Origin of the sequence: Pseudomonas sp. BAV 4579, assembly GCF_009765395.1 — a bacterium.
GTDB classification, from domain to species: Bacteria; Pseudomonadota; Gammaproteobacteria; order Pseudomonadales; family Pseudomonadaceae; genus Chryseomonas; species Chryseomonas aestiva.
The window spans coordinates 38,921-64,547 of sequence record NZ_WHOV01000056.1 but is presented as its reverse complement, the minus strand read 5'-3'; the positions used below and the strand labels follow the sequence as shown (position 1 = coordinate 64,547).

The 25,627-nt window shown below is 67.4% G+C and carries 24 protein-coding genes; 20 read left to right on the top strand and 4 right to left on the bottom strand.

Features of this window, described 5'->3' with window-relative positions; all coding sequences use genetic code 11:
* Window positions 1-2: 2 nt before the first annotated feature.
* Window positions 3-269, top strand: a complete 267-nt coding sequence (locus GSQ95_RS12980) for a hypothetical protein (RefSeq protein ID WP_158893210.1) — start codon at window positions 3-5, stop codon at window positions 267-269.
* Here GSQ95_RS12980 and GSQ95_RS12975 read toward each other — a convergent pair.
* On the bottom strand, window positions 266-1,456 hold the full coding sequence (locus GSQ95_RS12975; protein ID WP_158893212.1) for an MFS transporter: 1,191 nt from the start codon (window positions 1,454-1,456) through the stop codon (window positions 266-268). The two genes, GSQ95_RS12980 and GSQ95_RS12975, sit on opposite strands and share 4 nt — an antisense overlap.
* Before the next feature lie 162 nt (window positions 1,457-1,618).
* On the opposite strand from GSQ95_RS12975, the gene GSQ95_RS26850 reads away from it, so the two are divergent.
* Both GSQ95_RS26850 and GSQ95_RS26845 read left to right on the top strand, forming a co-directional pair.
* Window positions 1,619-2,494, top strand: a complete 876-nt coding sequence (locus GSQ95_RS26850) for a methyl-accepting chemotaxis protein (protein ID WP_305982342.1) — start codon at window positions 1,619-1,621, stop codon at window positions 2,492-2,494.
* Window positions 2,495-2,693: 199 nt separating this feature from the next.
* The gene (locus GSQ95_RS26845; protein WP_372241641.1) at window positions 2,694-3,269 is read left to right on the top strand and encodes a methyl-accepting chemotaxis protein; all 576 of its coding nucleotides are present in this window, start codon (window positions 2,694-2,696) and stop codon (window positions 3,267-3,269) included.
* 13 nt (window positions 3,270-3,282) lie between these two features.
* Here the strand turns inward: GSQ95_RS26845 and GSQ95_RS12965 are convergent, their stop codons facing one another.
* Together GSQ95_RS12965 and GSQ95_RS12960 are read right to left on the bottom strand one after the other, a co-directional pair.
* A complete protein-coding gene (locus GSQ95_RS12965; protein ID WP_158893214.1) occupies window positions 3,283-4,314 on the bottom strand; it encodes a diguanylate cyclase in 1,032 nt (343 codons plus the stop codon).
* A 168-nt stretch (window positions 4,315-4,482) separates the two neighbouring features.
* Window positions 4,483-5,262, bottom strand: a complete 780-nt coding sequence (locus tag GSQ95_RS12960) for an IclR family transcriptional regulator (RefSeq protein ID WP_158893216.1) — start codon at window positions 5,260-5,262, stop codon at window positions 4,483-4,485.
* A gap of 99 nt (window positions 5,263-5,361) precedes the next feature.
* Here GSQ95_RS12960 and hmgA point away from each other — a divergent pair, with 99 nt between their 5' ends.
* The 11 genes from hmgA to GSQ95_RS12905 all read left to right on the top strand — a co-directional run bounded on the left by hmgA (window position 5,362) and on the right by GSQ95_RS12905 (window position 16,666).
* Window positions 5,362-6,684, top strand: a complete 1,323-nt coding sequence (gene hmgA / locus GSQ95_RS12955) for a homogentisate 1,2-dioxygenase (RefSeq protein WP_158893218.1) — start codon at window positions 5,362-5,364, stop codon at window positions 6,682-6,684.
* A complete protein-coding gene (fahA, locus tag GSQ95_RS12950) occupies window positions 6,681-7,979 on the top strand; it encodes a fumarylacetoacetase (RefSeq protein ID WP_158893220.1) in 1,299 nt (432 codons plus the stop codon). The genes hmgA and fahA overlap by 4 nt, the downstream gene beginning before the upstream one ends.
* Before the next feature lie 124 nt (window positions 7,980-8,103).
* Window positions 8,104-8,742 carry a maleylacetoacetate isomerase gene (gene maiA / locus GSQ95_RS12945; protein ID WP_158893222.1) on the top strand — a complete coding sequence of 213 codons (639 nt, stop codon included), beginning with the start codon at window positions 8,104-8,106 and terminating at the stop codon, window positions 8,740-8,742.
* A 137-nt stretch (window positions 8,743-8,879) separates the two neighbouring features.
* Complete coding sequence (gene hppD, locus GSQ95_RS12940; protein WP_158893224.1) at window positions 8,880-9,959, top strand: 4-hydroxyphenylpyruvate dioxygenase; 1,080 nt, start codon at window positions 8,880-8,882, stop codon at window positions 9,957-9,959.
* A gap of 94 nt (window positions 9,960-10,053) precedes the next feature.
* Entirely contained in the window at window positions 10,054-11,145 is a 1,092-nt protein-coding gene (locus GSQ95_RS12935; RefSeq protein ID WP_158893226.1) for a sugar diacid recognition domain-containing protein, read from the top strand.
* Between the two features lie 81 nt (window positions 11,146-11,226).
* The gene (locus GSQ95_RS12930) at window positions 11,227-12,363 is read left to right on the top strand and encodes a glycerate kinase (protein WP_158893228.1); all 1,137 of its coding nucleotides are present in this window, start codon (window positions 11,227-11,229) and stop codon (window positions 12,361-12,363) included.
* Window positions 12,364-12,443: 80 nt separating this feature from the next.
* A complete protein-coding gene (locus GSQ95_RS12925; RefSeq protein ID WP_158893230.1) occupies window positions 12,444-12,848 on the top strand; it encodes a hypothetical protein in 405 nt (134 codons plus the stop codon).
* A 157-nt stretch (window positions 12,849-13,005) separates the two neighbouring features.
* A complete protein-coding gene (locus tag GSQ95_RS12920) occupies window positions 13,006-13,707 on the top strand; it encodes a haloacid dehalogenase type II (RefSeq protein WP_158893232.1) in 702 nt (233 codons plus the stop codon).
* Window positions 13,704-14,786 (top strand): phosphotransferase, encoded by a 1,083-nt coding sequence (locus tag GSQ95_RS12915; protein WP_158893234.1) that lies wholly within the window; start codon window positions 13,704-13,706, stop codon window positions 14,784-14,786. The genes GSQ95_RS12920 and GSQ95_RS12915 overlap by 4 nt, the downstream gene beginning before the upstream one ends.
* On the top strand, window positions 14,770-16,125 hold the full coding sequence (locus GSQ95_RS12910) for an aspartate aminotransferase family protein (protein ID WP_158893236.1): 1,356 nt from the start codon (window positions 14,770-14,772) through the stop codon (window positions 16,123-16,125). The genes GSQ95_RS12915 and GSQ95_RS12910 overlap by 17 nt, the downstream gene beginning before the upstream one ends.
* A gap of 25 nt (window positions 16,126-16,150) precedes the next feature.
* The gene (locus tag GSQ95_RS12905) at window positions 16,151-16,666 is read left to right on the top strand and encodes an Lrp/AsnC family transcriptional regulator (protein ID WP_158893238.1); all 516 of its coding nucleotides are present in this window, start codon (window positions 16,151-16,153) and stop codon (window positions 16,664-16,666) included.
* Between the two features lie 139 nt (window positions 16,667-16,805).
* On the opposite strand, the gene GSQ95_RS12900 is transcribed toward GSQ95_RS12905, so the two are convergent.
* Window positions 16,806-17,648: a GNAT family N-acetyltransferase gene (locus tag GSQ95_RS12900; RefSeq protein ID WP_158893240.1), complete on the bottom strand. Its 843-nt coding sequence runs from the start codon at window positions 17,646-17,648 to the stop codon at window positions 16,806-16,808.
* A 183-nt stretch (window positions 17,649-17,831) separates the two neighbouring features.
* Here GSQ95_RS12900 and GSQ95_RS12895 point away from each other — a divergent pair, with 183 nt between their 5' ends.
* The 6 genes from GSQ95_RS12895 (at window position 17,832) to GSQ95_RS12870 (ending at window position 25,627) form a co-directional block, all read left to right on the top strand.
* On the top strand, window positions 17,832-19,307 hold the full coding sequence (locus GSQ95_RS12895; RefSeq protein ID WP_158893242.1) for an aldehyde dehydrogenase: 1,476 nt from the start codon (window positions 17,832-17,834) through the stop codon (window positions 19,305-19,307).
* Window positions 19,308-19,631: 324 nt separating this feature from the next.
* Window positions 19,632-20,303, top strand: coding sequence for a haloacid dehalogenase type II (locus GSQ95_RS12890; RefSeq protein ID WP_158893244.1), 672 nt, complete (start codon window positions 19,632-19,634; stop codon window positions 20,301-20,303).
* A 27-nt stretch (window positions 20,304-20,330) separates the two neighbouring features.
* Entirely contained in the window at window positions 20,331-21,623 is a 1,293-nt protein-coding gene (locus GSQ95_RS12885; RefSeq protein WP_158893246.1) for an FAD-binding oxidoreductase, read from the top strand.
* Between the two features lie 439 nt (window positions 21,624-22,062).
* Window positions 22,063-23,700 (top strand): ABC transporter substrate-binding protein, encoded by a 1,638-nt coding sequence (locus GSQ95_RS12880; protein WP_158893248.1) that lies wholly within the window; start codon window positions 22,063-22,065, stop codon window positions 23,698-23,700.
* A 71-nt stretch (window positions 23,701-23,771) separates the two neighbouring features.
* Window positions 23,772-24,728 carry an ABC transporter permease gene (locus GSQ95_RS12875; RefSeq protein WP_007161786.1) on the top strand — a complete coding sequence of 319 codons (957 nt, stop codon included), beginning with the start codon at window positions 23,772-23,774 and terminating at the stop codon, window positions 24,726-24,728.
* A complete protein-coding gene (locus tag GSQ95_RS12870) occupies window positions 24,725-25,627 on the top strand; it encodes an ABC transporter permease (RefSeq protein WP_158893250.1) in 903 nt (300 codons plus the stop codon). Before GSQ95_RS12875 ends, GSQ95_RS12870 begins: the two co-directional genes overlap by 4 nt.

The window sequence follows — 25,627 nt, the reverse complement described above, 5'->3', positions numbered from 1 at the left end:
GCATGACCTTCAACTACCAGCCTGACCAGGATTATCTGCTCGTGGATCTCACCAGCGGGCGCACTGCGGGCAAGTTGCTGCACGGCGAATTGCATATCGCCGAAAGCTGCCAGGGGGAAGATCCCCGAACCTACGCCCAGTTGCGCGACGAGAAAACGCTACGCAGCACCCTGGGTGACGAGGTCGGACAGCGCGAGGGCGACATCCTTACCCTGCGCCGGACCGGTATCAGGCTGCGCCTGGTCCCCCTGGAAATCGCCTGCGACTAGCCATCGCGCCGGCTGAGGATCGCCCTGAACAACAAGGCGACCAGTGCCACGTTGATCAGCGCCAGCAGGCAGAGCAGACCCAGCACCGCCTGGGGGCCATGGTGTTCCAGGACATAGCCACAGAGCAGGGGCGTGGCGGCCTGGCCGAGCAATGCCGGGCGCGCCATGCGGCCGAGGATGGTGGCGTATTCCGCCGGACTCCAGAGCGCCAGCGGCAGGGCGCCGCGAATGATGGCCCTCAGGCCATTGCCCGCACCGAAGATCACCAGACCCACGACCGTCACCCAGACCAGGCCGGGCCCGAGGGTCACCTGCAGCAGGCCGGCGGCCGTGCAGACCACCGAGGCCAGCGCCGTCCACAGCGGGTGGCCGTTGCGGTTGAGCAGGTCGATGATCCGCGAGGCGACCTGACTTGGCCCCAGGCAGGCGCTCAGCGCCACGGCGCTGGCCAGGCTGTAGCCGATCCCCTGCAGCAGGGTGATGAGCTGGATGGAAATGGCTGTCATCAGCACCGCGCCCAGGGTGAAGAGGGCCGTGAGTACGGTGTACAGGGCGCGATCAACCGGTACTGCCGGTGCCGCCTGGGTGGGCCGCGGCGCTTGGGTGGAGAGGGACGGCGCGGGCAGGGCGCGTCGATACAGCGGCCAGATCGTCAGCAACAGGACGGCCGCATAGACCAGGCAGGTGGCGCGCCAGCCCAGGTGACTCACCATGAAGGCGGCGACGGGCCAGGTAATGGCCGTGCAAAAGCCGGAGACCAGGGTGATGCCGCTGATCGCCGAGCGGGACTGGGTGCCGTAGCAGGTGCCCAGGGTCGCGAACAGGGCATCGTACAGACCCGCGGCCATGCCAACACCCATCACTACCCAGGCGAGCAGGAACAGCGGCAGATGCTGGGCGCTGGCCATCAGGATCAGTCCAGCGGCCACCCCCAGGCCGCTCAGCGACAGCAGCGTGCGGCCGCCCTGGCGGGCGATCAGGCGGCCGCACGCCGGTGCGAGCAGCCCGGAAACCAGAACTCCGAGCGAGAGACCGCCATAGACCCATTGCCGGGACCAGCCGGTCTCCTGCACCACCGGGTCGGCCAGCACCGCGAGAATGAAAAAGGAGCCGCCCCAGACGAGGATCTGGGCGATGCCGAGCAGCAGGATCTGTAAGGGCGAAGCCTTGGCGGTAGGGAGGGTCATGACAGCGTCGAGCAGGATGGCGAACGGAGGGGAGGGACCTTAGCCCCAGTTACCTTTTGCCGCAATCGTCTGATTTTTTGGGGCAAGGGCATTTTGTAATCAACCCGACATCTGGCTTGCCTAGGCTGCTGTGCTTGACCGTCTTCCTGCAGTGACGCCTCCATGCTTCGGATCCTAGCGCCCCTTCGCCGCCTGTCCCGCCGTTCCTGGTTGAGAGCCCTCAAGACCGGTCCGCGGATGCTGTTCTCCTTTACCTTCGCGGCCGTGTTGCTCGCCGGATTGGGCAGCTTCTCCCTGTGGGAGATGCAGCAGCTGCGCCGTCAGGCGCTGAGCATGGAGCAGGACTGGTTGCCCAGTATCGCCATCGCCGATTCTCTGGCGATCAATCTCGGCAAGTTGCGCAATCAGGCCTCGGTGGTCCTGCTCAATGCCGAGGATCCGGGCGCCGTGGCCATGAGCCGGGTCACCCTGGAGCAACTGGTCAACGAAACCGATCAGCTGTTCCGGGACTATGCGCCGGTCGTCACCGATGCGACCGAAGGGGATTCGATCAAGGCCCTGCACGAGGCCTATCTGCCTTTCGTGGCAGGCCTGCGCGAAGAGGTGCGCCTGATCGAGCAGCAGCAGGTTCCGGCCGCGCGGGTACAGCTGGATACCGTGGTGGGCCTCAAGGGCGATCTGATGGACATGCAAGTGCAACTGCTGCGTGAATTGAACAAGCAGGGCGCTGCCCAGGCCAAGGAGGTGGCGAACGTCCAGTTCCTGCAGGCCCGCGCCATCGTCTGGTCGGTCATCGGCGGCGCCATTCTGCTGCTGCTGCTCCTGGCCTGGCGTCTGACCCGTAGCGTGGTGCAGCCGTTGCGTCAGGCGCTGGACATCTCCGGTGGCATCGCCGCGGGTGATCTGCGGCAGAACATCCAGCCCCAGGGACGCGACGAGGCAGCCATGCTGCTGCTGGCGCTGGAGCGTATGCAGGGCAATCTGCGCGAGATACCGGCAAGGCCTCGGAGCAGCTGGCCTCGGCCTCGACCCAGGTGAGTGCCGTGATGGATGAAAGCTGCCGCAACCTGGAGCAGCAGACCACCGATATCCAGCATGCGGCCAATGCCGTCACCCAGCTCAACCAGGCGGTCCAGGCAGTGCGACCTCCACCTCCGCCGAATCGCAGCGCTGCGTCGATCAGGCCAAGCAGGGGCAGACGCAGGTCCGCCAGACGCTGGCCGCCATCACCCAACTGGTGGGCAACGTGGACGAGGCGGCCAACCAGGCGGACCAGTTGGCCGAGCAATCCAAGGGTATCAGCAAGATGCTCGATGTCATCCGCAACGTCGCCGAGCAGACCAACCTGCTGGCGCTCAACGCCGCCATCGAGGCGGCCCGGGCCGGGGACGCCGGACGCGGCTTCGCCGTGGTGGCCGACGAGGTGCGCGGCCTGGCCAGCCGCACGGGCGACTCGACCCGCGAGATCGAAGGCCTGATCGATGGTATGCAGCAGGTCAGCGAGAAGACGGTGACCGCCCTGGATCAGAGTCGACTCCAGGCCAGCCATACCCGCGACCAGGCCCAGGCGACCTGGCAGGTGCTGGAAGGCATCACCCAGGCCATCACCGCCATCGGCCAGCGCAACGACGCCATCGCCGCGGCCACCGAAGAGCAGACGGCCACCACGGCGGCGGTCGATCGCAATCTGACGCTGATTCGCGACGCGGCGAGCCAGACCGCCGCCGGCGCCCAGCAGACCAGTGCCAGCAGCCAGCAGCTTTCCGCCCTGGCGGCCGATCTGCACGGCGCCCTGCAGCGCTTCGTGGTCTAGGGCAGGCGGGATCTCAGGCGGCCAGCATCACCCGGTCGCGGCCTTCCTGCTTGCCCCGGTAGAGCGCCTGGTCGGCACGCTCCAGGGCGCTGGCGAAGGCCTCGCAATCGCGAATCTCACAGACCGCCAGGGTCGCCGTGACCCGCGCGGGACCGCGTTCGAGGGACTGGGTGACGTCGGTCAGGCGCTGGCGGATGCGTTCCGCCACGCCCCAGGCCACTTCGGTCCGCGCCTGGGGCAGCAGCACCAGGAATTCCTCGCCACCCCAGCGCGCCGCCAGATCGGAATGGCGCACCTCGCGACGGATGACGTCGGCGATGCCCTGCAGCACCAGATCGCCGCAATCGTGGCCGAAGCGGTCATTGATGTGCTTGAAGTGATCGACGTCGAAGAGGATGAGGCTGCCGGTCACGCCACTGTGCTTTTCCGCCTGATCGAGAATTCGCCGCCGGTTGTAGAGGTTGGTGAGGCTGTCGTGGCTGGCGGAGTGCAGCAGGTCCAGCTGCATCTTGGTGCTGTGGTGGAAGGAGGCACCGGTGCCATAGAACAGCAACCCCAGGGCGCTGATGACGTTGACGATGCCGAAGAGCTTCATTGCCAGAGGTGCGAGAGCCGCGGGAGGGTGCAGCAGATAGCCGCCTGCCAGGGTCACCAGAATGCCCAGCACCAGCAGCAGATGACGGATCGGCGCGGTGCGGTAGTTGTAGATGACGATCGGCAGGATACACAGCACGTAGTAGTGGAAGTTGCTGTCCCAGCCGAGTTGCCAGGTGGCGATCCAGGCGTGGGCAACGATCTCGCAACTCATGGTCAGGCTGGCGATGCGATAGCGCCGCTGGCGCAGGGCGGCCAGGCAGCCGACGTAGGCCGCAATGCTGAGCACGTTGGCCCAGGCCATCAGGATCTGGTCGAGCAGAACGAAAATGACCAGCAACGCCACATGAATGGCCATGGCCGCCTGGACCACGGGTTTGGCGACTTGCCAGAATTTGCCCAGGGAGTCGTTGAGAGCCTGGTTGCGATCACGATAGGAAAGAGCAGTCATGAAGAGGTCACCATAAAGCAGTGCGCCAATGATAAACGCGCTAACAGTAAGCTTAATGGCAAACGGCCAGTCCGGGTGATCCTTTAGCCGAATGGAGGCTGGAAAGGATCGAGTGGAGCGCTGTCGCGACCATCGGCGCTCCTGACTGCTGCACTGCGACGCCAATCGTCAGATCTTTCCGCCCAGCCGCCCACTGATGGCCTGGGCGGCTCCAAGGAGCTGCAGCGCGGCGGCGCCTTCGACCTCGGCCTGGAAGCCTGGCGCGGCGCCGACCAGGGTCAGCACCCCGGCGAGCCGGCCGCCGGCTCCAAACAGCGGTGCGGACAGCGCATTGACGCCGGCCATCAGCAGGCCATGCACCGGTTGGATATGGGTCTCCCGCAGCTGGCGTGCACCTTCCGCCAGCTCCGCCGCGCTGGGCGCATCCGGCCGGTGCAATTCTTCGGCCCGCAACGCCGCGGTCTCGACCTCCGGCAGGAAGGTATTGAACACCAGGCCCGTGGAGGAGCCCAGCAGTGGCAGCACCGAGCCGACCTGGGTCACCAAGGTGACGGCGCGCAGCGCCTGTTCCACCAGCACCACCGTCGGCCCCTTGTTGCCCCAGACCGCCAGAAAGCTGGTTTCGCCGACCTCGTCGCGCAGATCGGCCAGCACCGGCGCCGCCAGCTTCACCACGTCCAGCCGACCCAGGGCCGCCAGGCCAACGAAGAGGGCGGCCTGGCCAAGTCCGTAGTGATTGGTCCGCGGATCCTGCTCGGCGAATCCGCTGGCGATCAGCGCCTGCAGGTAGCGGTGCACCTTGCTGGCGGGCATGTCCAGGTGGCTGGCCAGGCGCGACAAGGACGTCGACGGCGCCAGCTCGGCGAGGGCCTTGAGGATGTCGGTGCCGACCTCGGCCGCCTGCACCTTCTGGCGTCGGGGGAGTGCTGCTTCGGGGGTGTTCGTCATCGCTTCCATCGCGTGGGTAAAGGCAGCGTTATAGCTTGACGCTCTCCTGGGTTCAATTTACTTTTTGCGTAAACCTGTTACGCATAATGGGTGGCCTAGGTGGACAAACAAGAACAAGCAACAACACCAGTGACCTATCAATCCGGCTTTGGCAATCACTTCAGCGCCGAGGCCCTGCCGGGTGCCCTGCCAGTCGGGCAGAACTCGCCGCAACGCGCGCCCTTCGGCCTCTATGCCGAGCAACTCTCCGGCACGGCCTTTACCGTGCCGCGTCACGAGGCTCGGCGCTCCTGGCTGTATCGGCTCAGGCCTTCGGCCGCCCATGGCCGCTTTCAGCGCTGCGCGCTGCAGTTGACCGGCGCGGAGCTGGGCGCGCCCACACCCAATCGCCTGCGCTGGAATCCCTTGCCGATGCCGGCCGCCGCCACCGATTTTCTCGCCGGGCTGGAACGGCTCGTCGCCACCGACCCGGGTGACCAGACCGAGGGCGTCAGCCTCTATCGCTATGCCGCCAATGCCAGCATGACCGCCGTCTTCTACGACGCCGACGGAGAATTGCTGATCGTGCCGGAGCGGGGGCGGTTGGACCTGGTTACTGAGCTAGGTCTGCTGCGCATCGAGCCGCTGGAGATCGCGGTGATTCCACGCGGCATGAAATTCCGGGTGGAGGTGGTGGAGGGCGAGCCGGTACGGGGTTACGTCTGCGAAAACCACGGACGCTCCCTGCGGCTGCCCGAGCTGGGTCCGATCGGCAGCAACGGCCTGGCCAATCCGCGGGATTTCCAGGCGCCCGTGGCCCGCTTCGAGGATCGGGAGGCACCCACCCGGCTGGTGCAGAAATTCCTCGGCGAACTCTGGGAGACCGAGCTGGATCACTCGCCGCTGGACGTGGTCGCCTGGCATGGCAACAACGTGCCCTACAAATACGACCTGCGTCGCTTCAATACCCTGGGCACCGTGAGTTTCGATCATCCCGATCCATCGATCTTCACCGTGCTGACCGCACCCGGAACCAGCGAAGGGGTGGCCAACATCGACTTCGTGATCTTTCCGCCGCGCTGGATGGTCGCGGAAAACACCTTCCGTCCGCCCTGGTTCCACCGCAACCTGATGAACGAATTCATGGGCCTGATCCAGGGCGCCTACGACGCCAAGGCCGACGGCTTCGCGCCCGGTGGTGCCTCCCTGCACGGCTGCATGAGCGCCCACGGCCCGGACCGGGTCTCCACCCAGAACGCCATCGCCGCCGACCTGCGGCCGCACCGGATCGAGAACACCATGGCCTTCATGTTCGAAACCGGGCGCGTCCTGCGGCCGACCCGTCACGCCCTGGCATCGCCGCTGCTGCAGCCCGATTACGATGCCTGCTGGGCGGGCCTCACCAAGACCTTTGTCGCGCCCGGCGCAGGAGCATCGGCATGACCGACGAATTGTCCAGCTGGGTCGCGTCGGCCAATGGCCATGCGGATTTTTCCCTGCACAACCTGCCCCTGGGCGTGTTCAGCCGCGGCGAGGAGAGGCCCCGCGGGGGCGTGGCGGTGGGGGACTTCATCCTCGATCTGGGCTTCGCACTCGAAGCGGGTTTGTTCCGCGGCGCGGCCCAGCGGGCCGCCGAACTGGCTGCTCAGGAAACGCTCAACGCCTTCTTCGCCGCTGGCGGGCCGGCGCGCGTCGCCCTGCGCCAGGCCCTGCAGGCCCTGCTGCGTGCCGATCATCCGCAGCGTGAGCAGCTCGAGGAGCTGGCGGAGTATCTGCTGGCACCCCAGAGCGCCTGCCGGATGCACCTGCCGGCGCGGGTCGGTGACTACACCGACTTCTATGTCGGCATCCACCACGCCACCCAGATCGGTCGGCTGTTCCGCCCGGACAATCCGCTGCTGCCCAACTACAAGCACGTGCCCATCGCCTACCACGGCCGTGCCTCGACCCTCGGGGTCTCTGGCGAGGCGTTCAAGCGACCCAAGGGTCAGACGCTCCCGCCCGGGCAGGAGGCGCCCGTGTTCGGGCCTTGCCGCCGGCTGGACTACGAGCTGGAGCTGGGGATCTGGATCGGCCCGGGCAATGCCCAGGGCGAGTCCATCGCCATCGGCACCGCGGCGGAGCATATCGCCGGTTTCTGCCTGCTCAACGACTGGTCGGCGCGGGACATCCAGGCCTGGGAATACCAGCCGCTGGGCCCCTTCCTGTCGAAGAGTTTCGCCAGCACCCTGTCGCCCTGGGTAGTGACCGCGGAAGCCCTGGCACCCTATCGCCAGGCGCAGCCAACGCGGCCTGTCGGGGATCCCCAGCCCCTGGCCTACCTATACGACGAGCGGGACCAGGCCCAGGGCGCGCTGGACATCGAACTGGAAGTGCTGCTGCGCACGCCGCGCATGGTGGAGCAGGGGCTGCCCGCCCAGCGGCTCGCCCTGAGCAATACCCTGAACATGTACTGGACGGTGGCGCAGATGGTGACCCATCACACCGTCAATGGCTGTGCCCTCCAACCCGGCGATTTCTTTGGTTCGGGCACCCTCTCCGGGCCGGATGCAGGCAGTTGCGGCAGCCTGCTGGAACTCACCCAGGGCGGCAAGCAGCCGCTGCAACTGCCAGGCGGCGAGACCCGTACCTTTCTGGAAGACGGCGACGAGGTCATCCTCAGGGCGCGCTGTCAGCGGCCTGGACTGCCCACGATCGGCTTCGGCGAATGTCGCGGCCAGGTGCTGGCGGCAGGGTAGGGCAGCGCGGAGTGGCCAACGACCTGAGTGCCGTTGACAAGGCCCCTGGGCAGGCGCAGATTCCTTTTAACGTAATGAACTTACGCATAATAAGAAGCCGGCAGGCAATCGCGGGGCAGTGTCGATGGACCTCTTCACCTATTACCGTTCGACCTCGGCCTATCGGGTCCGTCTGGCCCTGGCGCTGAAGGGATTGGACTACCAGGCCGTGCCGGTCAATCTGCTGGCCGGCGAGCAGCGCCAGCCGGCCTATCGCACGCTCAATGCCCAGGGACGGCTGCCCAGCCTGCGCCTCGACAGCGGCGAGGTGCTGATCCAGTCGCCCGCCATCCTCGAATACCTGGAAGAACGCTATCCGGCGGTTCCGCTCCTGCCGGCCGAGCCGCTGTTGCGCGCCCGGCATCGGGGGGTCGCCGCCCTGATCGGCTGCGATGTCCATCCGCTGCACAACGTCTCGGTGCTCAACCGCCTGCGCGGTCTGGGCCTGGAAGAGCCGGCCATCCTCGACTGGATCTCGCACTGGATCGGCGAGGGCCTGGCGGCGGTGGAGGCGCAGATCGGGTCCGCTGGCTTCTGTTTCGGCGACGTGGGGCTGGCGGACGTCTATCTGCTGCCCCAGCTCTATGCGGCGCGGCGTTTCCAGGTGGACCTGTCGCCCTATCCGCGCCTCCTGCGGGTGGAGGCCCTGGCCGCCGCGCATCCGGCTTTCCAGCAGGCGCGCCCCGAGGTTCAGCCGGATACCCCGGCACAGGTGGCCTCGTGAAGCGCCTGGGCTGTCAGCTTCTCCTGGGTGATTTCCTCGCCCGCAGCGTGCGCGGCATTTCCTGCGCGCCGCCCCTGACGGGGTGCTAGCCCGCGTTACCGACAACGTCCGTCACGTTACCCGTCAAGGAGCCAGTCATGGCCGATCTGTTTGAAAATCCCATGGGCCTCATGGGTTTCGAGTTCATCGAATTCGCCTCGCCCACGCCCAACGTCATCGAACCCGTACTGGAAAGCCTTGGCTTCAGCCACGTCGCCAACCACCGATCCAAGGACGTGGTGCTGTTCCGCCAGGGCGACATCAACGCCATCGTCAATCGCGAGAAGACCGGCCATGCGGCCTATTTCGCCGCCGAGCACGGACCTTCGGTCTGCGGCATGGCCTTTCGTTGCCGCGACTCCCACCACGCCTATGCCAAGGCGCTGGAGCTGGGCGCCCAGGCGGTGGACATGCCTACCGGCCCGATGGAACTGCGGCTACCGGCGATCAGGGGCATCGGCGGTGCGCCGCTGTACCTCATCGATCGCTACGAGGAGGGCAGCTCGATCTACGACATCGATTTCGTATTTCTGGAGGGAGTCGAGCGCAAGCCGGTGGGCGCCGGTCTCAAGGTCATCGACCACCTAACCCACAACGTCTATCGCGGGCGCATGGCCTACTGGGCCGACTTCTACGAGCGGCTGTTCAACTTCCGCGAGCTGCGCTACTTCGACATCAAGGGCGAGTACAGCGGTCTGACCTCCAAGGCCATGACCGCGCCGGACGGCCTGGTGCGCATCCCGCTCAACGAGGAGTCCTCCAAGGGGGCTGGGCAGATCGAGGAATTCCTCATGCAGTTCAACGGCGAGGGCATCCAGCACGTGGCCTTTCTCACCGACGACCTGGTCGCCACCTGGGATCGGCTCAAGGCCTATGGCACGCGGTTCATGACCGCGCCGCCGGAGACCTACTACGAGATGCTGGAAGGGCGGGTGCCCAACCATGGCGAACCGGTGGAGCAGCTGCAAGCCCGCGGCATTCTCCTCGACGGTACCTCCGAAGGTGGCGAGCGGCGCCTGCTGCTGCAGATCTTCTCCCAGACTCTACTGGGACCGGTGTTCTTCGAATTCATCCAGCGCAAGGGCGACACCGGTTTCGGCGAGGGCAACTTCAAGGCGCTGTTCGAATCCATCGAGCGCGATCAGGTGCGGCGTGGGGTGCTGAGCACCTCGGCGTAACGGCCTCCGGCCTCCTGGCGGCTTGCCCAGCGGCAGGTGACGCCTCTAAGGTGACGGCGCGTCGCAAGGACGCGCGCCAACCTTGGAGGTGGCCATGGAGCTGAGCCAGACCCTGGCGCAGGAAATCGTCGAACGCGCCATGCGCATCCTGCCAGGCAACGTCAATGTCATGGATGCATCCGGGCTGATCATCGGCTCGGGCGATCCGGCGCGACTGTTCACCCGCCATGCCGGCGCGCGCCAGGTCATCGCCGAAGGCCGTGCGGTGGCGCTGGATGCCGTCGCCGCCGCTCGGCTGGCTGGCGCCCAGGCTGGTATCAACCTGCCGTTGTATCGCGCAGGCGAGCTGGTCGGGGTCCTTGGCGTGTCCGGGGCGGACGCCGAGCACTTGCGCCTGCCTGCCGAGCTCCTGCGCCTTACCGCGGAAATGCTCATCGAGCAGGCCGCCGGGCAGCCGCCCGTGACCAGCCGCATGACCGCCCCCCTGCTGCGTCAGCTGCTCGCACCGGGCGCCGCGCCCGAAGTGGGTCGCCATGCCAGTCTGCTCGGCTTGCGGCCGGAGCTGCCGCGAGACGTGCTGCTGCTCGAATTCGCCGTGCCTGCACCGGGCTTTGGCGACTGGGCCCAGCAGCGGCTGACCCACAGCTGGTGCCTGCCGCGCGAAGAGGGGCAGTGGCTCTGGTATCGACCCGGCGCGCAAGCGCCTGAGGCGCTGCTGGGGGAGCTGCCGGGGCAGGGCTGGTCGTTGCAGCGCAGTGCCTGGATCCCGGAGGCCCGACTCTGGTCGGGGTTGGCCGAGACGACTCAGCGGGCCCTGGATCTGCTGACGGTGGCCAGGCGCCTGCGACCTGACCGCGTCCGGGTGGCGCAGGACGACCTGGCCCTGCCCACCTGGCTCCAGGGTCAGGCCGAGCGCTCGCACGGCGCCTGGTTGCTGGAGCCGTTGCTGCGCTTGCGTCAGGCCGACCGGGACGGCCAGCTGCTGGCGACGCTGCGCAGCTGGTTCGCCCAGGACGCCAGCCCCCAGGCCTGCGCCGAGGCGCTGGGGCTGCATCGCAATGGCCTGCGGCATCGGCTGGAGCGGATCCAGGCGCTGACCGGACGGGATCCGCGGCGTTTCGCCGAGGCCGCCGAGTTGTATTGCGCACTGCTGCTGGATCAGGACTGGGCGAATTCACAGTCTTGACCTCGCTGCGTTGGGCTTTTGTCCGGTTGTGGCGCCGGCCAAAGCGGGAAACACTCGACGCATAACAACGGAGAATCGCCCATGAAAATCGTCGTCGCCCCGGATTCCTTCAAGGAGAGCCTGTCCGCTGCCGGTGTCGCCCGCGCCCTGGCCCGTGGCCTGCGTCAGGCCCTGCCCGATGCCGAGATCCTCGAGTGCCCCCTGGGCGATGGCGGTGAAGGCACCCTGGATGCCGTACTGGCCGCGACCGGCGGCGAGGTGCGCGAGGCGCAGGTGACCGGTCCGCTGGGCGAGCCGGTGACCGCCCGCTGGGGCTGGCTGGCCGAGCAGCGCACCGCCTTCGTCGAGATGGCCAGCGCCAGCGGCCTGGAGCTGGTGCCCAGGAGCCGGCGCGACGTGCTGGTCGCCACCTCCCGCGGTACGGGCGAGCTCCTGCACGCCGCCCTGGACGCCGGCGCCGAGCGCCTGGTGCTGGCCATCGGCGGCAGTGCCACCAATGACGGCGGCGCGGGGCTGCTGCAAGCGCTGGGGGTGCGCCTTTTGGACAGGCAGGGCCAGACGCTGGGGCCGGGCAGGGCAGCCCTGGCGATGTTGGCCAGCCTGGACGTGACGGCGCTGCACCCACGGCTGGCGGAGGTGGAGGTGGTCATTGCCGCCGATGTCGACAATCCGCTCTGTGGTCCCCAGGGCGCCAGCCAGATCTTCGGCCCGCAGAAGGGCGCTTCGCCCGAGCAGGTTCGCCAACTCGACGCGGCCCTGGCGCATTTCGCCACCGTTACCGCCGCGACCCTTGGGCGTGACGTCCGGGAGCAGCCGGGTGCCGGCGCCGCCGGTGGCGTCGGCTTTGCCGCCCTGGCCTTTCTCCAGGCAACCTTCCGCCCCGGCATCGAGGTGGTGGCGGAACTGGTCGGTCTGGACGACGCCCTGATCGACGCCGATCTGGCAGTGACCGGCGAAGGGCGGCTGGACGGCCAGACCCTGAGGGGCAAGACCCCGGCAGGTGTACTGCGCCTGGCCCAGCGCCACGGCGTGCCGGTGGTGGCCGTGGCCGGATCGCTGGGCGAGGGCTACGACGCCCTCTATGAGCAGGGTCTCGCCGCCGCCTTCAGCCTGGTGCCGGGCCCGCTGAGTCTGGAAGAGGCCATGGCCCAGGCCGAGGGGCTGCTGGAACGCACCGCCCGCGATATCGGTCGGCTGTGGCGGACGGCGAAAGACTAGTCCCAGAGGGATGGGAGGTGGCTGGCAGGGCTGCGGGATTTACCTCATGCTGGGCGTCCCGCTCCAGACCGACTGCCGCTATGACCCCGACTGCGATCCTGCGTACCGGCCTGCTCACCGCGGCCCTGCTGCTGACAGTGCCCGCCGTCCAGGCAGCCATTCCCAGTCTCAAACCGGCCGACACCTGCGTGCGCAGCGCCTTCGTGCTGCGCTGTCAGGACGGGCAGGGCGGTTGGTACGGGGTGGCGGTGCAGGGCAACGACACCCTGATGCGTGGCTATGATCCGGTATCGGGCCGCTCCTGGGCCCAGACCAGTACGCGGCTGGGACGGCTGCAGTTCTTCAGCGGCCTGACCAGCGACGGCACCCTCTGGCTGGGCCGCACCCGGCAGCTGGGCTGGAGCGTCATCAGTCGCTTCTCCACGTCCCAGGGCGACCGCGCCCGCACCAGCTGCAACCGCGTGGCGGGGTGCGAGTGGCGTTGACCGGCGACTCGTCGGAAAGCCTCCCGCAGATCCTGCCAGCAGGCGCGGATTTGCGCAGGAATCTGCCTGAGCGCCCCTGTCGTAGAGCATCCCAGCGGGCGCGAACTCCCTAAGCTTGAGGCATCACCCCTCACCCAGGCGCTGGAGTTCGCGACACATGACGTACAAGCCGAAATTCATCAGCTTCGACTGCTATGGCACGCTCATCAACTTCGAAATGGGACCCACCGCGAAAAAGCTGTTCGCGGATCGTGTGCCGAGCGAGCGGATGCCAGCCTTCCTCGACAGTTTCCGTTTCTATCGCCTCGATGAAGTCCTGGGCGATTGGAAGCCCTTTTTCGAGGTAGTGGAAAACGCCATTCAACGCGCCTGCGCCAAGCACGCTGTGGACTATCGCGCGGCCGATGCGCTGGCCCTGTACCAGGCCGTGCCCACCTGGCAGCCGCATCCGCATGTCGTCGAGACGCTCAGGGCCATCGCGCCGCAGGTACCGCTGGTGATCCTGTCGAACTCCATGGTCGATCTGATTCCCGCCAGCGTCGCCCACCTGCAGGCGGATTTTCACGCGGTCTACACGGCGGAGGAGGCGCGCGCCTACAAACCGAGGGCGCAGGCATTCGAGTACATGTTCGAGCAGCTGGGCTGCGGGCCGCAGGACATGATGCATGTCTCTTCGAGCTTTCGTTATGACCTGATGACGGCCGCGGACCTGGGCTTCATGGCCCGGGCCTTCATCGACCGCGGGCATGAGCCGGCCTGCGACGGCTATGGCGTCGAGCGCCTGACCGATATCCGCCAACTTCCGGGGCTGCTCGGTCTGCCAGGCCTCGCCGAGACCGCCTTGCTGAGGCAGGGATGATGGTCGCCACCGCGCAGCCAGGCGTCTCGGCGACCATGGAGACGCCGCCACCGACCCTCGCGCCGGACGAGGTGCAGCAGCTCGTTCGGCGTCTCTACGGTATCGATGGCCGGGTCGACCCGCTGTTGGGTGAGCGGGATCAGAATTGCCGCGTGGAGACGGCGGTGGGCGAGCGCTACGTCGTCAAGATCAGCAATCCGTCCGAATCCCTGGCGGTGGTGGATTTTCAGATCGCCGCGCTCGACCATATTGGCTGCGTGGCGCCCAGCCTTCCGGTACCTCGGGTGGTGCGGACGCTGGAAGGGCAGACGCACGCTACCCTGGTGCTCCCGGACGGATCGGCGACCTGCGTGCGGATGCTGACCTATCTCGACGGGGTGCAGATTCGCGATACCCGTCGCACCGCCACCCAGCGCCGAGCGATGGGCACCTTCCTGGCCGAATTGAACCTCGCCTTGCGCGACTTCGCGCTCCCGTCCGCGACCCACGATCTGCTGTGGAACGTGTCCACGGCCCATCGCCTGGCGGCCAAGGTCGATAGCATCGAAGAGGGCCCGCGCCGCGCCCTGGTCAGGATGTTCATGGCGCGCTTCGACCGGCACGTGCTGCCACTGTTGCCGCACCTGAGGGCCCAGGTCATCCACAACGGCTACCACCTCTACAACGTGCTGGCGGCGCCCCAGGACCACGAGCGCATCGTCGGGATCATAGACTTCGGCGACATGCTGCATGCGCCCCTGGTGGGCGAGGTCGCCACCGCCGCGGCCTTCCACATGGGCGGCCCTATCGATCCACTCCTGGGCCCCGCGCAATTCCTCGGCGCCTATCACGCCACGCTGCCGCTTGAAGACAGCGAGCAGGAGATCGTTGCCGACCTCATGGCGACGCGTCACCTGATCACCGTGCTGATCTCGGAGTGGCGGGCCAGGCGCTATCCGGAAAACTACGACTACATCATGCGCCACAACGCAGCCTCCTGGGAGGCACTGACCTTGCTGGCCGATCTGTCCCGAGATCAGGCACGCGAGCTGCTACTTACCGACGTATGCACAGGACCACGCCATGAACAGCACCCCTGACCTCAACATGGTCAACGCCTACATACCGGGCCGCGTCGAGCTGAACGCCGCGACGGCGGCGCTGATCGAACGCCGCGATGCCCTGCTCGGGCCGGCCTATCGCCTGATGTACGAGCATCCCCTGCATATCGTGCGGGGCGAGGGCGCCTGGCTGATCGATCCGGAGGGACGCCGCTATCTGGACGCCTACAACAATGTCGCCTCGCTCGGCCATTGCCACCCCGCGGTGACCGAGGCGATCTGCCGGCAGGTGCAGACCCTCGCGACCAATACCCGTTATCTGCACGACACCATTCTCGAACTGGCCGAGCGCCTGCTCGCCACCGTGCCCGAGACCGAGCTGGCGCATCTCATGCTCACCTGCACCGGGAGCGAGGCAAACGACGTCGCCTATCGGATCGCCCAGGTGCGCACGGGCGGCACGGGCGTGATCGTCACCGAGACCGCCTATCACGGCTTCACCGATGCGGTCGCGAAGTTCTCGCCGTCGCTGGGCGTCACGGTGGACCTCGGCGCCCACGTGCGGCTGGTGCCGGCGCCGCGCGCCTACCACGCCGGCGCGGTGGATGTCGCTGAGCGCTTCACCCGCGACGTCGAGGCGGCGATCCGCGACCTGCAACGCCACGGCATCAAGCCGGCGGCGCTGATCGTGGACTCGATCTTTACCAGCGATGGCATCCTGCCCGAGCCGGCGGGTCTGCTGAAGGGCGCGGTCGAGGCGATCAAGCGGGCCGGTGGTATCTTCATCGCCGACGAAGTCCAACCGGGCTTTGGCAGGACCGGCGAGCACCTGTGGGGCTTCCAGCGTCACGGCGTGATCCCGGATATCGTCACCCTGGGCAAGCCGATGGGCAACGGGCAACCGGTCGCCGGGCTGCTGGCCACGGCTGACGTACTGGCCGAGTTTGGTAGGAACTCTCGGTATTTCAATACCTTCGGGGGCAATAACGTGTCCTGCGCCGCCGCCCTGGCGGTGCTCGACACGATCGAGAAGGAACGCCTGGTGCAACATGCCGCCGAGGTGGGCACGCTGCTGCGAGAGGGTATCGCGACGCTGGCCCACCGGCACGCGGCCATTGGCGATGTGCGGGGGGTAGGTATGTTCGTCGGGGTGGAGCTCGTGGCCGATCGGCTGACACGAGAGCCGGATCGAGCCTTGACGACCCGGGTGGTCAATCTGATGCGCGACAAGGGCGTTCTGCTCAGCGGCTGCGCCATGGGCCACAACGTGCTGAAGATTCGCCCCCCCCTGGTGCTCACCGCGGAACAGGCCGGCCTGGTGATAGAGACGCTCGACGCGGCGCTGACCGAAGCGCACTCTGCAGTTCCCCGGGTCTAGCGCTCAGCGTTCAAGGCAGCCCCATATGCAACCTCCGGCGTCCCTCGATGCGTTCGATATCAAGATTCTCGTGTATCTGCAACGCGAGGGACGCTGTTCGAATGTCGAGCTTTCTTCCGCGATATCGCTGAGCGAGAGCCCCTGCCTGCTTCGCACCAAGCGACTGCAGGATGCCGGGGTGATCCGCGGCTATCACGCCGACATCGCCCTGGAGAAGGTGGGCAGTCATGTCATCGTCTTCTCCGAGGTCACCCTCAGCAGCCATCGACCCGCCGACTTTCGCACCTTTGAAGCGGGAATCACCCGCTATCAGGAGATCGTCGAGTGCCACAACGTGAGTGGCGGCTACGACTATCTGCTCAAGATCGTGGTGCCGAGCATCAACTGGTTGCAGGCCCTGATGGATCGACTACTGGAGGACACTATCGGTATCGAGAAATTTGCCAGCCGCATCGTCCTGCGCCAGCCCCTGCGCCAAGGCGGCTATCCACTGGAAACCCTCGTCAATGAACGGCCCAGCTGGGCCGAGGAAGGACGCTAGCCAGCGCGTCTGACGTTGCAGGCAGCTGTGCCGAGAGCGCGCCTGCGGGTCTGGACGGGTCGCCGATTTCGCCCAGCAGAGCGGTGAGGCGGCCGCGCCGCCTGCCGCGGGGATACCGCTCGCGCGAGGCCGCGGTCGCTCAGCCCAACGCCTGAGTCAGCAGGGCGAACTGATCCAGGCCATCGCGGGACAGCGGCGCCTTGCCCCGGGCCATCTGCTCGACCTCATCGACCTGGGGAACGCCGATTTCGCTCAGCCAGGGATTGAGGCCGCTGCGGGCCGTCACGTCGAATCTCACGTAGCGCCCTTCGGCGTGGCGCAGCAGCGCGAGGATCAGCGCCTTGGCCTGGTCGGTGGATTCGGCGATCACCGGGCCGACCGACAGGCCGCGGCCGTAGGGGCGCAGCAGGGCGAAGCCGCGTAGCTGGCCCTCCTGCTCAAAGCCGACGATGCGCTCGGCCTGGGGCAGCAATTCCTGCAGCAGGGCGCTGCGGTCCAGGCCGGTAGCCGCCTGGGCGAGGGGCTCCAGCTGCGGCGCCGCGGCCGGATGTAACGTGCGGACCTGGCCTTCCAGCGAATGACGTTCCCCCATGGCCGGCAGACTCGGCACCTGGTGCTGGTAGATGCGCTCATAGGAGTCGAAGCCCTGGCTGCGGTAGAGCGGAGCACCGCGCAGGGTGGCGACCAGCAGTGGCGTGCGGTTGCCGGCCAGTTGCAGCAGGCCGTCCATGAGGCGGCGACCATGGCCCTGGCCCTGGTGGCTGTCGGCGACGATCACCAGGCCGATGGTGGCGAAGTCGCCCTGGGGCACGCAGAAGCCGGTGCCGAACACGCCCTGGTCGTCTTCCAGCACCAGGCCTTCGCCGGTGTGGAACAGGCACTGCCAGTCTTCCGGGCGATGGGGCCAGTGCAGCGCCTGGGACAGCTGGTGGGCGGTGGCGAGGTCGGTTACGCGCAGGGGTCTTAGGGTGGCATGGGACACGGCAGGGCTCCGATTCGGGTCTGGCTGATTCAGGCGTCAGCCTAGCAAGCCGCGACGGCAGATTCGGTTGCCGAGGGGTGGACGCGCCACTGCGCGCCGCCGAAGGCCCCTGCCAGTTCGGCAAAAGATGGCGACCCGCGCGCCTAGCATGGGGCCAAGCCCACAGCCCTAGCGGAGCGCGCCATGGCCTCGTTCGACCCCAGAGCAATAACGGTTCGTTGTGCCCACTTCATCGACGGTCGCACCTGCGATGCCCGCGCCGAGCTGGAGGTGTTCCGGCCGTCCGATGGTGGCTTCCAGAGCGGCCTGCCGTGCGCCTCGGCGGATCTGGTGGACGAGGTGGTGGAGGGCACTTGGCGCGCCTGGAAGGCCAGCGACTGGGCCAGTCGGCCGCCGCGTGAACGCGCGCGGGTGATGCGCCGCTGGGCCGATCTGGTGGAGGCCGATGGCGAAGTCCTCGGCCCGCTGGAGGCGGTGGGTTCTACCCGTCCGCTGCGCGAGGTGCTGGCCTGGGATATTCCCTATGTCGCCGAGGGCATCCGCTTCTTCGCCGAATTCGCCGACAAGCACGGCGGCGAGGTGGCGGCCACCGCCACCAGCCACCTGGGTCTGCAGATCACCGAGCCCTATGGCGTGGTGGGCGCCATCGCGCCCTGGAATTTCCCCCTGAGCATGGCCGGCTGGAAGATGGCGCCGGCGCTCGCCGCCGGCAATGCCGTGGTGATCAAGCCTTCGGAGCTGACGCCCTTTTCCATCCTGCGCCTGGCGGAACTGGCCGTGCTGGCGGGCCTGCCGGCCGGCATCCTCAGCGTGGTCCAGGGTGATGGCCGGACCACCGGCGACGCCCTGTGTCGTCATCCGCGCATCGGCAAGGTCACCTTTACCGGCTCCACCGGGACCGGCACCGCCATCATGGTCGCCTGCGCCGAGAGCGGCCCCAAGCCGGTGACCCTGGAGCTGGGCGGCAAGAGTCCGCAACTGGTGTTCGCCGACGCCCCGGATCTGGCCCGTACCGCCCGTAGCGTGGCCGCCGCCATCACCGGCAACGCCGGCCAGGTGTGCGTCTCGGGTTCGCGACTGCTGGTCCAGCGGGCGGCTCTCGAACCGATGCTGGAGGGCATCCAGGCGGCCTTCGCCGCCTTGCGCCCGGGCCCGACCTGGTCGGCGGAGGCCACCCTGGCGCCGATCATTTCCCACCGCCAGGGCCAGCGCATCCAGGACATCGTCTCGCGCAGTCGGGCGGCGGGCGCGGAGATCCTGGTCGGTGGCGCCCTGGAGGAAGGCATGGGCGGCGCCTACTATCAGCCGACGCTGATCACCGGGGTCGAGGCCGACACTCCCGCGGTGCACGAGGAAATCTTCGGCCCGGTGCTGACCGTGCAGGTGTTCGACGACGAAGCCGAGGCCCTGGCCCTGGCCGACCACCCCACCTACGGCCTGGCCGCCGGGGTGCACACCGCCGATCTCGGACGGGCGTTGCGCCTGACGCGGGCGCTGGAAGCCGGTACCGTCTGGGTCAATCGCTATGGCCGCAGCCACGACTGGATCATCCCCACCGGCGGCTACAAGCGCTCCGGCATCGGCAAGGACCTGGGCCGCGCCGCCTATGAGGCGACCCTGCGCAGCAAGAGCGTGCTGATCGACCTGGAGCATTCCTGAGGCTCGGCTGATAAGTCGCTGAGCGATGGTCAGGCAAGGCAAAAATCAGCGAGGAAGCGGATCGGACTCGCGCTCGAGTTTACGAAGGGTAAATGAGCATTCCGAGATGATTTTTAACGCAGCATGGCCGAGCGCAGGCACTTTTCAGCCAAAGCCTGAGGTCGCCGCAAACAATGCTGGGCCTTACCGCTAAAACGGTTTTTTCTGTCTCCCGCGACGCCTGAAAGCGGACAACTGTCAGGCTCGCCGGTGCTGTAATGCTTGCCAGGGACGCTACCGGCGCCCCGGCCTCTCACTCACGACCCCTGTCAAAGGATCCTTGCCATGACCGCCTTTCGGCCCAAGTACATCACCTTCGACTGCTACGGCACCCTGACCCGTTTCCGCATGTCCGACATGGCCCGCGAGATGTTCGCCGACCGCATTCCCGCCGAGGCGATGGACCAGTTCTGCAAGGACTTCAACGGCTATCGCTTCGACGAGGTGCTTGGCGCCTGGAAGCCCTATTCGGAGGTGCTGTACGCGGCGGTGGAGCGCACCTGCAAGCGCTGGGGCATCTCCTTCACCGACGCCGAGGCCAATGCCTACTACGAGGCGGTGCCGAGCTGGGGACCGCATCCGGACGTGACCGCGGGCCTGGCCAAGATCGCCGACAAGATCCCGCTGGTGATCTATTCCAACGCCGCCGACGAGCAGATCATGTCCAACGTCGACAAGCTGGGCGTGCCCTTCCACCGCGTCTTCACCGCCGAGCAGGGCCAGGCCTACAAGCCGCGCCTGCAGGCTTTCGAATACATGCTGGACACCCTCGGCTGCGGCCCGGAAGACGTGCTGCACGTGTCGTCGAGCTTTCGCTACGACCTCATTCCGGCCGATTACATGAACATCAAGAACAAGGTGTTCGTGAATCGCGGCCATGAGCCGAGCACGCCGTTCTACCGCAACACCGAGATCAAGGACATCGGCGGCCTGGCCGCGGTCGTCGGTCTCGAATAACCCCCTGAGCTGCCGGAGCGCCCGCCCATGAGTCTTGGCCCAGCATCGTCCGATTCCTACTGGCTCGCGACCGCGCCGGGCTTTACCGGGGCCACCCCGGGGCCGGTGGCGGGCGAGGTGGATGTCGCCGTCATCGGCGGCGGCTTCACCGGGCTTTCCGCGGCCGTCGCCCTGCGCCGGCGCGGTGCCAGCGTGGCGGTGCTGGAGGCCGGGCGGGTGATCGGCGAAGCCTCCGGGCGCAACGGCGGCCACTGCAACACCGGCGTCGCCCAGGACTACGCGGCCCTGCACGCCAGCCTGGGCGCCGAAAAGGCCCGGGCGTTCTACCAGGCCTATGCCGATGCGGTGGCCAGCGTCGAGGCGGTGATCGCCGAAGAGGGTATCGCCTGCGACTTCCACAAGGCCGGCAAGCTCAAGCTGGCGGCCAAGCCGCAGCACTATGACAACCTCGCGCGCACCTGCGAACTGATCCGCCAGGAGGTGGACCCGCAGGTCGAGCTGCTCGACGCCGCCCAGGTGCGCGCTGAGGTGGCGTCCGACGATTTCCATGGGGGTCTGCTGCAGCACAACGGCGCCCAGATGCACATGGGGCGCTTCGGCGTCGGGTTGGCGGAGGCGGCCGTGCGGCGGGGCGCCCAGGTGTACGAGGGCGCGGCGGTCAGCGATCTGCAGCGACTGCCCGATGGCAGCTTTCGGGTGATCAGCGCCAGGGGCGAGTTGCGCGCTCGCCAGGTGCTGGTGGCCACGGGCAACGCCAGCGTCGGCCCCTTCCAGTGGTTTCGCCGCCGCATCGCCTCGGTGGGCAGCTTCATCATCGCCACCGCGCCCCTGCCCAAGGCGCAGCTGGACGGGTTGCTGCCCAATCGGCGCACCTATGTCACCAGCCGCATCATTGGCAACTATTTCCGTACCACGCCAGACCACCGGCTGATCTTCGGTGGGCGGGCGCGTTTCGCCCTGTCCGATCCACGCCAGGACGCCAAGAGCGGCGCCGTGCTGCGCGCCGCGCTGGGCCAGCTCTTTCCCAGCCTGGCCCAGACGCCCATCGACTATTGCTGGGGCGGCCTGGTGGACATGACCGCCGATCGCCTGCCCCGTGCCGGCGAGCAGGACGGCCTGTTCTACGCCATGGGCTACAGCGGCCATGGCGTGCAGATGTCGGTGCACATGGGCCGGGTGATGGCCGAGGTGCTGGAAGGTCGCGGCCAGGCCAATCCCTGGCGGGTGCTGGACTGGCCGGCGATTCCCGGGCATTTCGGCAAGCCCTGGTTCCTGCCACTGGTAGGACTCTACTACCGCGTCCAGGATCGCCTGCACTAGCCTTCGCTCCCGCAACCGCCCGCCCAGGCCCTGCCACGCGCAGTGCCTGCGTGGGCGGTTTTGCGTTTCCGCAGCCCGGCGGCCGCTGACCGGCAGCGTTGCGCAGAAACTGCTGCTACCGTGGGCTTCTCGCGGCCATCCAGCCTTCCATCGCGGCCCGCACCGCGCTCCGTCACCCCAAGCGAAACGCCGCCCCAGCGCGCCAAAGACGGGCATGGCGGGCCCTGATGCGCCGTCGCGACGCACACCGCAAACAATGCTGAGCGGCTCGGTCAAAACGGTCTTTTCTGTCTCGCCGCAGGGGCAATTCGACGGTAATCGGCGAGGGGCCGGTGCTGTAATGAACCAGGCCGCATGACAAGGCGGCCAAGAGGACAGCGCCGTGCGCCCGGGGAGGGGTGTATGGACTGGTGACCGAGCCCCCAACGAGCGAGCCGACATGACCGAGAAAAAGACTGGAAGTCCCCTGATAGGAGCTGCTGAAAGCGTTCGGGCCTTCGAGGCCCTGCATCGGGGGGTGTCGCGGCGCGATGCGCTGCGCCTGCTGGGCGCCGCCGGATTGCTGGCGACCGGGGTGGGTGGTCTGCTCGGCCGTGACGGCCAGGCCTTCGCCGCAGAAGATGCGGTCAGCGGCACCCCGCGCCGTGGCGGTCGGGTGCGCGCCGCAGCGGCCGGGTCGTCCACCGCCGATACGCTCGATCCGGCCCGCGGCGCCTTCTCGGGCGACTATGCCCGGCAATACTTCTTCTACAACGGCCTGACCGTCTTCGACAGCCACCTCGAACCCCAGATGGCGCTGGCCACGAGTTTCGATACCCAGGACGCCCTGACCTGGACGATCAAGCTGCGCCAGGGTGTGCAATTCCACAACGGCAAGACCTTCGACAGCGCCGACGTCGTCTACTCGCTGTTGCGCCACAAGGATCCGGCGGTGGGTTCCAAGGTCAAGGCGCTGGCCGATCAGTTCGCCGAGGTCACCGCAGTGGCGCCCGACGAGGTGCGCATCCGCCTGGTGGCGCCGAACTCCGAGCTGCCCGCGGTGCTGGCCATCTCGCCGTTCCTGATCATCGCCGACGGCACCAAGGATTTCTCCACCGCCAACGGCACCGGGCCCTTCAAGGTCAAGGAATTCAAGCCGGGCGTGCGTACCGTGGGCGTGCGCAACGAAAACTACTGGAAGTCCGGCAAGCCCTATCTGGACGAGATCGAGCTGATCGGCATCGGCGACGAGCCCTCGCGGGTCAATGCCCTGCTGGCCGGCGACGTCCAGCTGACCGTGTCGGTGGATCCGCGCTCCGCCGAGCGCCTCAAGCAGAGCGGCAAGCTCAAGGTGGTGGCCAACACCTCGGGTAGCTACACCGATCTGATCATGCGCATTCCCAACCGGCCATTCAACGACCCCAATGTGGTCGAGGGCATGAAGCTGCTGTTCGACCGCGAGCAGATCCTCAAGTCGGTGTTCCTTGGCTATGGCACCATCGGCAACGACCAGCCGATCATGCCGGGCACACCCTATTACGCGGCGGATCTGCCCCAGCGGCCCTACGATCCGGACAAGGCCAAGTTCCTCTTCCAGAAGGCCGGCATCGCCGGCGCGCGGATGCCGCTGGTGACCTCCACCGCCGCCGACAACGCCAACGAGATGGCCCTGGTGCTGCAGCAGTCGGCGCGCCAGGCCGGCCTCAACCTGATGGTCAATCGGGTCAGCGCCGACGGCTACTGGGACAACCACTGGATGAAGGATCCGCTGGGCTTCGGCAACATCAACGCCCGGCCCACCGCCAACATCCTGCTGTCGCAGTTCTTCAAGTCCGATGCGCCCTGGAACGAATCCGGCTGGAAGAACGAACAATTCGACCAGCTACTGGTGGCCTCCCGCGGCGAGACGGATGTCGCCAAGCGCAAGCAGATGTACGCCGACATGCAGCTGCTGATCCACCAGCACTGCGGCATCGGCCTGCCGATCTTCACCAGCTCCATCGATGCCCATTCGCCCAAGCTCGGTGGCTACGGAATCATCCCCATCGGCGGCTTCATGGGTTACATGTTCGCCGAGCACGTCTGGCTGGAGGCCTGACGCTCGTTGCCTCACGGCGAGTCGCTCCGCTGCGACCGGCTCGCCGCTCCACGCTCAAGCAGGAGGTGGCTTTGGACCTTTCCGTCTTTTCCCTCATCGCCAGACGCCTCGGGGGCGGGTTGCTGACCCTGCTCATCGTCTCGTTGCTGGTGTTCTTCGTCTCCGCGCTGTTGCCGGGCGATGCCGCGCAGCAGGCGCTGGGCCAGTTCGCGCTGCCCGAGCAGGTCGCTGCGCTGCGGGCCCAGATGGGCCTCGACCAGCCGGCGCTGCTGCGCTACGTCCACTGGTTGAGCGGCCTCCTGCACGGTGATCTCGGCCAGTCGCTGGCGAGCCAGATGCCCATCTCCGCCATGATCGGCGATCGACTGGGCGGCTCCCTGATGCTGGCCGGGGTCACCGCCCTGGTGTCGGTACCCCTGGCGCTGGGCCTGGGCATCGCCTCCGCGATGAACGCCGGCGGTCGCCTGGACCGCGCCCTCAACGTCTTTACCCTGGGCATCGTCGCGGTGCCGGAATTCCTGGTGGCGACCCTGGCGGTGCTGGTCTTCGCCGTGCACCTGCAGTGGACCTCGGCGCTGACCTTCGCCCATGACATCGACGGCCCCCTGGACTTCCTGCGCGCCTATGCGCTGCCGGTGGGCACCCTGTGCTGCGTGATCGTGGCGCAGATGGCGCGGATGACCCGCGCCGCCCTGGTGGAGCAGCTGCAGAGTCCCTATGTGGAGATGGCGCGACTCAAGGGCGTCGGTCCGGTCCGCGCCGTGCTGCGCCATGCCTTGCCCAATGCCGTGGGCCCCATCGCCAACTCCATCGCCCTGAGTCTTTCCTACCTGATGGGTGGGGTGGTGATCGTCGAGACCATCTTCAACTACCCGGGCATCGCCCAGCTGATGGTGGACGGCGTCGCCAGTCGCGACCTGCCGCTGATCCAGGCCTGCGCCATGCTGTTCTGCTGCGCCTACCTGGTGCTCATGACCCTGGCGGACCTCTGCGCCATCCTGTCCAATCCGAGGCTGAGAACGCTATGACCCGACCCGTGATTCCCGTACGTGCCGCGTCCGTCGTGCCGGTGGATGGCAAGACGCTCGACGCCCAGCTGTCACCGCCGCGGACCCGTCGGCGCAGCCACTGGTCCCTGACCGGCATCATTGGCGGCGTGCTGGTGGCCTTCTGGCTGTTCATCGCCGTGTTCGGCGCCTGGTTGACCCCCTATGACCCGGGCGCCCTGGGCGATAGCGCGGTGCTGGCCGGTTACAGTCAGGCGCACCTGCTGGGTACCGACTACCTGGGGCGCGACGTGCTCAGCCGCATCCTCGACGGCGCCCGTTTCACCGTGGGCCTGGCACTGGTGGCAGCCGTGCTGGCCTGCGTCCTGGGCGCCGGACTCGGTCTGCTGGCGGCGCTGTCCGGCCGCTGGGTGGACGAGCCGCTGTCACGGCTGATCGATGCGCTGATCTCGCTGCCGAGCAAGATGCTGGCGCTGGTCATGGTCTCGGCCTTCGGCTCTTCGGTGCCGCTGCTGATCGTCATGGCGGTAGTGGGCTATGCCCCCGGCTGCTACCGCATCGCCCGCAGCCTGGCGATGAACCTCACCGAGCTGGAGTACGTCCAGGTCGCCCGCACCCGCGGCGAAGGCCGGCTGTACATCGCCCTGCGCGAGATGCTGCCCAACATGCGCCTGCCGCTGCTCACTGATCTGGGCCTGAGATTCGTCTACATCGTGCTGCTGCTCAGCGGCATGAGCTTTCTCGGCCTCGGCGTGCAACCGCCGAATGCCGACCTCGGCTCCCTGGTGCGGGAAAACATCGGCGGTCTGGCCGACGGCGCCCCGGCGGTGCTGATGCCGGCGCTGGCCATCGGCACCCTGACCGTGGGCGTGAACCTGCTCATCGACCGGTTCGGCGCGCGACGCCGGGGAGGGCGCTGA